Annotated in this window: 9 protein-coding genes; 3 read left to right on the top strand and 6 right to left on the bottom strand. The window is 75.7% G+C overall.

Annotated elements, in window-relative coordinates; genetic code table 11:
- Nucleotides 1-557, top strand: a 557-nt coding sequence (locus tag ACWCSD_RS42415) for a zinc-binding dehydrogenase (RefSeq protein WP_449923558.1), incomplete at its 5' end; no start/stop codon positions are given.
- Nucleotides 558-569: 12 nt separating this feature from the next.
- Here ACWCSD_RS42415 and ACWCSD_RS42410 read toward each other — a convergent pair.
- Entirely contained in the window at nt 570-1412 is an 843-nt protein-coding gene (locus ACWCSD_RS42410) for a LysR family transcriptional regulator (RefSeq protein WP_358287121.1), read from the bottom strand.
- A 72-nt stretch (nt 1413-1484) separates the two neighbouring features.
- Here ACWCSD_RS42410 and ACWCSD_RS42405 point away from each other — a divergent pair, with 72 nt between their 5' ends.
- Nucleotides 1485-2735, top strand: a complete 1251-nt coding sequence (locus ACWCSD_RS42405; protein ID WP_449923555.1) for an MFS transporter — start codon at nt 1485-1487, stop codon at nt 2733-2735.
- Here the strand turns inward: ACWCSD_RS42405 and ACWCSD_RS42400 are convergent.
- Nucleotides 2674-3201 (bottom strand): DUF1062 domain-containing protein, encoded by a 528-nt coding sequence (locus ACWCSD_RS42400; protein ID WP_397157080.1) that lies wholly within the window; start codon nt 3199-3201, stop codon nt 2674-2676. The two genes, ACWCSD_RS42405 and ACWCSD_RS42400, sit on opposite strands and share 62 nt — an antisense overlap.
- A 165-nt stretch (nt 3202-3366) precedes the next feature.
- Nucleotides 3367-3741, bottom strand: coding sequence for a VOC family protein (locus ACWCSD_RS42395; protein ID WP_352356769.1), 375 nt, complete (start codon nt 3739-3741; stop codon nt 3367-3369).
- Nucleotides 3742-3903: 162 nt separating this feature from the next.
- On the opposite strand from ACWCSD_RS42395, the gene ACWCSD_RS42390 reads away from it, so the two are divergent.
- The gene (locus tag ACWCSD_RS42390; protein WP_449923550.1) at nt 3904-5064 is read left to right on the top strand and encodes a glycoside hydrolase family 26 protein; all 1161 of its coding nucleotides are present in this window, start codon (nt 3904-3906) and stop codon (nt 5062-5064) included.
- Here the strand turns inward: ACWCSD_RS42390 and ACWCSD_RS42385 are convergent.
- From ACWCSD_RS42385 to ACWCSD_RS42375, 3 genes are read right to left on the bottom strand one after another with little or no spacing between them, the layout of a single operon-like run.
- Complete coding sequence (locus tag ACWCSD_RS42385; RefSeq protein WP_449923547.1) at nt 5010-6173, bottom strand: glycosyltransferase; 1164 nt, start codon at nt 6171-6173, stop codon at nt 5010-5012. The two genes, ACWCSD_RS42390 and ACWCSD_RS42385, sit on opposite strands and share 55 nt — an antisense overlap.
- Nucleotides 6170-7288, bottom strand: a complete 1119-nt coding sequence (locus ACWCSD_RS42380) for a GNAT family N-acetyltransferase (protein ID WP_449923544.1) — start codon at nt 7286-7288, stop codon at nt 6170-6172. The genes ACWCSD_RS42385 and ACWCSD_RS42380 overlap by 4 nt, the downstream gene beginning before the upstream one ends.
- A complete protein-coding gene (locus ACWCSD_RS42375; protein ID WP_449923541.1) occupies nt 7285-7899 on the bottom strand; it encodes a hypothetical protein in 615 nt (204 codons plus the stop codon). The genes ACWCSD_RS42380 and ACWCSD_RS42375 overlap by 4 nt, the downstream gene beginning before the upstream one ends.
- Nucleotides 7900-8021 lie beyond the last annotated feature (122 nt).

Here is an 8021-nt window from a genome sequence, read left to right as displayed (position 1 = left end):
GCCTGGTGGAGGCGGCGACGCTGCCGTTGCCGGGGCTCACCGCCCTGCAGACGCTCGACTGGCTGGACGTCCGGGCGGGCGAGCGGCTGCTGGTGGCGGGCGCGGCGGGCGCGGTGGGCGGGCTGGCCGTGCAGCTGGCGCGGGCGCGCGGCGCCCGGGTGGACGCGCTGGTCTCCAGGCCGGCGCAGGTCGAGGTGGCCACCGAGCTGGGGGCCGAACGGGTCACGACCGACCCCGCCGACCTTCCGGCGGGGGCCTACGACGCCGTCTTCGACACCTTCGGAGCCTTCGCCGTCGAGGCCGTGGCCGACGGAGGCCGTTACGCCTCCGTCGCCACCCAGGCCGGGCCGGTGCCCGACCTGTCCCGTCGATCGGTCCGCACCACCGTCAACCAGGTGCGCGAGGACGGCCCCGGCCTCGCCGAGCTGGCCAAGGCCGTCGACGCGGGCCAGGTCAGGACCCGGGTCGAGGCCCAGTACGGCCTGCAGGACGTCGGTGCGGCCCACGAGCACTTCCGGCGCGGCCGGCTGAGCGGCAAGATCGCCCTGGTGCTCTGAGCCCGGCGGCGCTCAGATCATCCGGCGCAGCGCGGTCTCCACGGCGTCGATCAGCGCGTCTCCCTCGGTCTGCGGGTGCCGGGCCAGGCCGAGCTCGACGTCGGGCAGGGCGGGCAGGGCGTCCGGGTCGTGGCAGGCCATGTCCGGTTCGAGGTTGCCGGGCATGAGCGCGGCGACCCCGAGCCCGGCCCGCAGCGCCGCGAGCACCCCGGCCAGGCTGTTGCTCTCGAACACCGGCCGCCACCGCCGGCCGGTGCGGTCGAGCGTCTCGACCACCGACGTGCGCCACGCGCACGTCCCGGTGAACAGCACCACCGGCAGCGGATCGGCAGCGGGGTCGACGCCCTGGCCGACCGCCCACACCAGCGGGCGCCGCACGGTCCAGCGCGGCGGCGCCGGGAGGTCGGTCGCCTCGTCGAGCACGAGCTGCACGCGGCCCGCGTGGTAGGCCTCCCGGATCGTGACCCCGGAGAGGCTCAGCACCTCCAGCGTCGCGCCGGGGTGCAGCCGGGCCAGGTCTGCGAGGGCCTGCGGCAGCTGCGCCGCGGCCAGGTCCTCCAGCAGCCCGACGCCGCAGCGGCCGGTGAGCGCGCGCCCGGTCGCGGTGAGCGCCTGCGCGGAGAGCGACAGGATGCGCTCGGCGTAGGGCAGCAGCTCCTCCCCCGCCCGCGTCAGCGACACGCCGGACGGCGACCGGTGGAGCAGCGGGCGGCCGACCGCGCTCTCCAGCTTGCGCAACTGCTGGCTGAGCGCGGGCTGGGTGTGCCCGAGCGCGGTGGCGGCGCGGCTGATGCTGCCCGCCCGCACAGCCGTGACGAACGACCGCAGCAACGACGTGTCCAGGTCTCTGGCCATAAGCATCCATTATGCCGGGTCCAACGAAACAACGTCTTCCTATGGCCTGCGGGATGACCTAGCGTCGCCCGGGTGACCGGATACCGACAGGTTCTCGCCGTGCGGGGGATGGCGGCGCTGCTGGGCGTCTCGCTGCTCGCCCGTGCCGCGATCACCGCCGACGTGACCGCGCTGACCATGTACGTCGTGCTGCGCCTGGACCTAGGCTACGTGGCGGCGGGCGGGGTCGCGGCCGCCCTGACCGCCGGGGTGGCGCTGGGCGGGCCACTGCTGGGCCGCATGACGGACCGGCGGGGGCTGCGCGCCGTGCTCACGATCACCGTCGCGTCGCAGGCGCTGTTCTGGGCGAGCGTGCCCGTCCTGCCGTACGCGGTGCTGCTGGGCGCCTCCTTCGCGGCGGGGCTGCTGATGGTGCCGGTCCAGGCGGTGACCCGGCAGGCGATCGCCGCGATGACGACGCCGGGGCAGCGGCGGGCCGCGTTCGCACTGGAGTCGGTGCAGGGCGAGCTGGCGTACATGGTGGGGCCGGCGGTGGTGATCCTCTGCGCGGCGGAGCTGTCTCCCCAGGCCGTGGCGTGGGGGCTCGGGGCGGTGATCGTGACCGGCGGGATCGGGATCGCCCTGCTCGATCCGCCGCTGCGGGCCGAGGGCGAGGTGGAGACCGGCTCGCCCGCCCGTCCGGCGCGCCGGGAGTGGCTGGACCGCCGCATGGTCGCCATGCTGGCGATGGGGTTCGGCGCCACGGCCCTGCTCAGCGGCATCGACCTGGCCATCGTGGCCACGCTCAAGGAGGCGGGCCAGGTGTCCTGGGCCGCCGCGGTCGTGGCCGTGTTCGGCGTGACCTCCGTCGCCGGCGGCCTGGTCTACGGCACGCTGCGCTGGCCGATGCCGACGTGGCTGCTGCTCGGCCTGCTCGGGCTGCTGACGATCCCCGCCGGGCTGGCCCACGACTGGCGCTGGTTGTGCCTGGCCGTCGTCGGCGCCGGGCTGCTCACCGCGCCGACCCTGTCCACGGTGGCCGACGCGGTGAGCCGGCTGGCGCCGGCCGGCGTACGGGGCGAGGCCACGGGCCTGCAGGCGTCGGCGGCGAGCGCGGGCTTCGCGCTCGGCTCGCCGATCGCCGGGCTGGCGATCGACGCCGCACTGCCAGGTGGCGGCTTCGCGGCCGCCGGTCTGGCCGGCCTCGCCGCGGCCCTCGTCGGGCATCTGCTGTCCCGCTCCCGGCGGGCGGACGACCGCCCGCCGGGCCGGCAGCCTGGACCTACATCAGCAGAAAGGAGAAGTCCTGTTTCGTCCTCCGATTCGGTGGAATGTCGATCTTGATGCGGCGGGCGACCTCGTCCCGGCCGACGCCCAGCCCGAGGCTGATCAGCCGTTCGGGACGCAGCGGGACGGGATCGTCGAAGGCGACCGTGATCCGGACGGGCCACGGACTCTCCGGAACGGGCGGCGCGTCGAGCTCCCAGCACCCGTCCCAGTCGAGCGCGTACCGGTTCCGGCGGGCGGTCGCCGGGTCGAGCAGGGCCCGCGCCACGAGGGACGGCGAGTTGCCCGAGTACCCGGCCAGCAGGCCGGCGTCCAGCGAGCGGACCGGAACCCGGTCGTGGACGGTGAGCTTGCCGGTCCGGTCACAGGCCACGCAGTTGACCAGGAGCCAGACGTCGAGCAGCTTGCCGTTGGCGTTGACGCGGAACCGGCCGTCCCCGACGGTGGCCCGCCCGGACGGACAGGCCACGCACCGCAGGACGAGCAGGGGCAGGCGGGTGCGCCGCACCACCCAGGGCAGCACGATATGAGGATGTGAAGACATGATCTCTCTGAAGACCTGACGAAGAGCACGGAGAACAGAGCCGACGGCGTCCGTCGGCGACCGATGCGCGGGAAGGTGTCAGGTCTAAAGAGCAGGCGGCGTCATGCGCGCGATGTCCTCACGAAGGGGTTGGTCAGGGGGCGCTCAGCTCAGGCGGGCGCGCAGCAGGCAGAACTCGTTGCCCTCGGGATCGGCCAGGACGTGCCACGGCTCCTCGCCGGTCTGGCCGACGTCGGCCGGACGCGCCCCGAGCTTGAGCAGGCGGTCGAGCTCGGCGGCCTGGTCGCGGTCGGTGGCGTTGACGTCGAAGTGCAGCCGCAGCGGGCCTGCCTTGGGCTCGGTGGTGGGGTCGAAGACCAGGGTGGGCTGCAACCCGCCGAACCCCTCCCGCGGGCCGATCTCCACCGAGCCGTCGTCCGGGGTGTCGAGCACGACGAAGTCGAGCACCTCGCACCAGAAGGCGGCCAGGCCGTGGGCGTCTCGGGCGGGCACGATCAGTTCGGAGATGCGGCAAGCCATGATCGGCACCCTACCGGCCGCCGGCCGCCGCCCTCCAATGCTTAACGCCCCCGGCGACGTGCGGCCCCGGCATCCGCGGCGATCACTTTGCAGTGGCTTGATCACCATCGTTCTCTCTCCGGGTACGTGAGCTGATACACCCTGTAAGGGAGGGGGCGGGCGATGACCGTGAGGATGGCATGGGTCTGCGCGCTGCTGGCCGTGGTCGCCGCGGTGATCCCGCCGGCGCTGAGCGCCAAGCGCGCCAAGGAGCCGTCCGCCGCCGCCCGCGCCGCCCGCGCCGACCTGTCGTCCGTGCCGTTCGGGGTGTTCCTCGCCTCCGACTGGCGCGGGCCGCACCTGCTGGGCGCGTTCGAGTCGTGGCTGGGGGCGGAGGTCCGGGTGGGGCGGACGTACGTGCCGGGCGAGGCGTGGAACGCGCTCGGCGGGCCGGACTTCGTCCTGCAGCCGTGGATGAGGTGGCGGGCGGCCAAGCCGGGGCGCATGCTCGTGCTCAACGTGCCGATGGTCATGCCGAACGAGGGCGACCTGCCGGACGAGGCGGTGTCGGTGCTGCTGAACGCCGGCGCGGACGGCGCGTTCGACCCGTACTTCGACCGGCTGGCCCGGACGCTGGTGGCCGGCCGCGCGCCGGACACGGTGATCGTCCCGGGCTGGGAGATGAACGGCCTGACCTACTCCAGCCGCTGCTCGGCCGACCCGCCGGCGTGGCAGGCGTACTGGCGGCGGATCGTCGCCGTGATGCGGGCGGTGCCCGGACAGCGGTTCCGCTTCGACTTCAGCCCCAACCGCGGTCCGGACGCCATCGGCTGGACCGAGTGCTACCCCGGTGACGACGTGGTGGACATCATCGGCATGGACAGCTACGACCAGGGCCCCGGCCACCGGTTCGCCGACTACGTCGACCAGCCGTACGGGCTGGAGGCGCAGGCCGACTTCGCCGCCGCGCACCGCAAGCCGATCTCCTTCCCCGAGTGGGGGCTGTTCCGGTACGGGGACCGGCCGGAGTTCGTGCGCGACATGCTCGACTGGATCGCCCGGCACGACGTGGCCTACCACTCGATCGTGGACTACTGCCCGCACGGCGTCTGGCAGTGCCCGGCCAACCCGCGCTCGTCGCGGGTGTTCCGGCAGCTCATGCGCGACCCCGGCTTCCGGCGCGGTCCGTCGGCGCCGCCGACCACCCCGCCCGCCACGTCACCCGCCCCGACGTCCCCGCCCGCGCCCGCCCCCGCCCCTGAGCCGAGCGGGAGCGGGTCGCCGGGGTCTCAGCCCCGCCCGGCCGTCACCGACGCCCCGGCGGCGGCACCGCCCGCGGCCTGACCCGGCCGGGCCAGGCGCAGCGTGTGCGCCGCCAGCCGGTCAAGGGTGACGACGAGGTCGAACTCGGCCGCCCGCGACGGCGCAGCCCGTTCCTCCGCGCGCCGCACGGCCGGATCGGTCAGCCGGGCCACGATCGCCGCGGCCAGCGCCCGCGGCTCCTCCGGCTCGACGAGCGATCCGGTGGCCGGGGTGACCACCTCCGTGAGGCCGGAAACGGCGGCCGCCACCACGGACCGCCCGCTGGCCATGGCCTCCAGCACGGTCAGCGGCAGCCCTTCCCAGCGGGAGGGCAGCACGACCAGGTCGGCGGCGGCGTACCAGGGCCGCGGGTCGGCGCCGGCCCCCGGCATGAGGACGCCGGGCGGCGCGTCGCGGCGCAGGCGGGCGAAGTCGTCCCCGTCGCCGACGAGTGCCAGGCAGGCGTCCGGCACCCGGGCCGCGACCTGCCGCCAGGACTCCACCAGCAGGTCCTGGCCCTTCTGGCGGGTGATCCGGCCGACGCAGACGACCAGCGGCGCGTGCGGGGACAGGCCGAGGCCCCGGCGGGCGGCGACGCGCTCGTCCGGCGTGACGGGACGGAACCGGGCCAGGTCCACGCCGTTGCGGACGATGGCCAGCGGGCCGCCCACGCCCGCGTCCCCGGCCTGCCGGTGCTCCCCCTGGCCGACGCAGAGCACGAGATGCGTCCACCGGGTGGCGGCACGCTCCCAGGAGGCGGCCGCGGCGGCGAGCGTGCCCCGGCCGGCCAGCCAGGACCAGCCGTGCGGCTGGAACAGCGTCGGCACGCGGCCACGCACCACCACCCGGCCGACCAGCCCGGCCTTGGAGGAGTGCAGATGCACCACGTCGGGACGGAACCGGCGCACGATGCGACGGAGGACGGCGGCGGCGGCCAGATCGGCCGGATGCGGCGCCCGTACGGCGGGCCAGGGCAGATGCGACAGCCCGAGGGCGGCGAGCCGCTCGCCGAGCGGTCCGCGCGGCGGCGCGGCGACGGCGACCGTCCAGCCCCGCCGGCGCTGGTCGGCGCAGGCGCTCTCGACGTAGGCCGCGACGCCGCCCTCGGTGGGCTGGGTGACGTGCAGCACGCGCGGGGTGAAGGTCGTCATCGCGGCCTGCGCAGGACCCGGTCGAGCGCCGCCCAGCGGCCCCGGAGCGCCCGGCCGCGCACCCGGGCGCGGGCGGCGAGGGCGTAGAGCGTCGCGGCCGGCGTCCTGGCCAGCAGGAGCCGGTTGCTGACCGCCGGCCGGCCGCCCCATTTGGTCTTGTGGGACTCGGCCCCGCGCAGCAGCGACATCGTCGGCCGGCCCAGCCGGTGCGCGAGCCCGAGGTCGGTGCGCAGCAGCATGGTCACGACGTCGATCTGGCCGCGCAGGTCGGGGTGGGTGCCGTAGAGGTAGCCGCCGACGAAGTCCTTGCCCACGAGCAGCAGGTCCACCGCGACGACCCGGCCGTCCAGGTGGTATTCGGTCAGCTTGGCCTGCCGGTCGGTCAGCAGCCGACGGGCGGCTCGGGCCAGGTGGGCATGGAAGCGCGGCCTGGTGTGCTCGACGTTGATGCCACGGCCCTGCCACTGGAGGGCGTGCAGGTCGAGCAGGCGCGCGACGGCGTGCTCCGCCTCGTCGGCCGGTACGTCCCGGACCTGGATAGGGGCGTCGTCCACGCGTCTGAGCTCGCGGCGCAGCTTGGTGCCGTTCCTGCCGGGCAGCCCGGCGAGCAGCTCGTGGAGGGGGACGCCGGGCAGTTCGACGCAGGTCGAGGCGGGCAGCCGCCAGGAGCGGCCCGGCCAGGCCGCCGCGAGCCGTTCGGCGTCGGCCCCCGGGCGCACCTCCGGCAGGTCGAGCACGTCCCATCCGGGCAGCTCGGCCAGGGCCCGGCCGAGCGCCGCCGCCAGGTCGGGGTCGCCGTCCTCGATCAGCACGTCCGTGTAGTCGGACTGGTCGCCGCCGAGCGGCCGCAGGACGCGCAGCCCCGCGCGGCGGACGGTCATGACGGGGGCCGCGGCGACCAGCCGTCCCCGCCGGCGCAGCAGGACCACGTTCAGGCCCGGGTCCTCGCCGTAGGTCTCCCACCAGGACGACAGCCAGGCGTGCGACTGGAACGGCGTCGCCGCCGGGGAGCGGTCGTGCAGGCCGGCCCACTCCCCCGCCAGGGCGTGCAGGCGTTCCGCGCCGGTCACGACCTCGGTGGCCAGGTCCGGGGCCTGGCGGATCGCGGTGGTCATGCCGACGCCGTCTCGGCCGGCCGGCGCGCGGGCGGGACCTGCCGGTCGTCCTGCCGTGGCCCGGCGGGGGCAGCCAGAAAGATCAGGGCGGCCAGCAGCAGGCCGCCGGCCGTGCTGACGGCGGTGGCGAGCAGGGGCCGCGGCGAACTGGGCGTGGCGGGCGGCACGGCGGGGGCGAAGCTGGACAGCCGGACGCCGGTGTCGGCGCTGTGCCGGTTGGCGTAGGCGGTGAGCGCGGCCGTCGCGCTGTTGGCCCGCCGGGCGGCCTCGTCAGGGGTGCCGGCGAGGGCGGCCAGCCGGATCAGCGGCGCGTCCGGCGAGGCCGACGCCTGCAGCGTGGTCCGCAGCAGCTCGCCGTCGGCCAGGTAGGCGTCGCCGGTCCCGGCGAGCAGGCCGGGGTGGACGGTCACCCTGGCGTAGGCCTGCGCGAATTCGGCTTCCTGGGTGGGCACGCCCTGCCGTACCGAGCTGACGACCGCGTAGGCGTCAGCGGTGTAGACGGGCTCCTGGGTCAGCGAGTACGCCAGCCCCGCCCCCATGCCGATCAGCGGGAGCGCGAGCAGGGACCAGGTGCGGAGCGCGCCGGCGGCGCGCTGGACCGGGTGAGTCATGACAGCCTTTCCTGGTGGCGCCTGGTGAGCAGGCGGTCGTAGAGGTCGTGCAGGCGCCGGGCTTGCCGGCGCACGTCGTAGCGGTCGAGGGCCGGGAGCGGCGGCAGGCGGGTGCGCGGTCC

Source organism: Nonomuraea sp. NPDC001684 (assembly GCF_053596515.1).
This window is presented reverse-complemented; position numbering and strand designations above follow the sequence as displayed.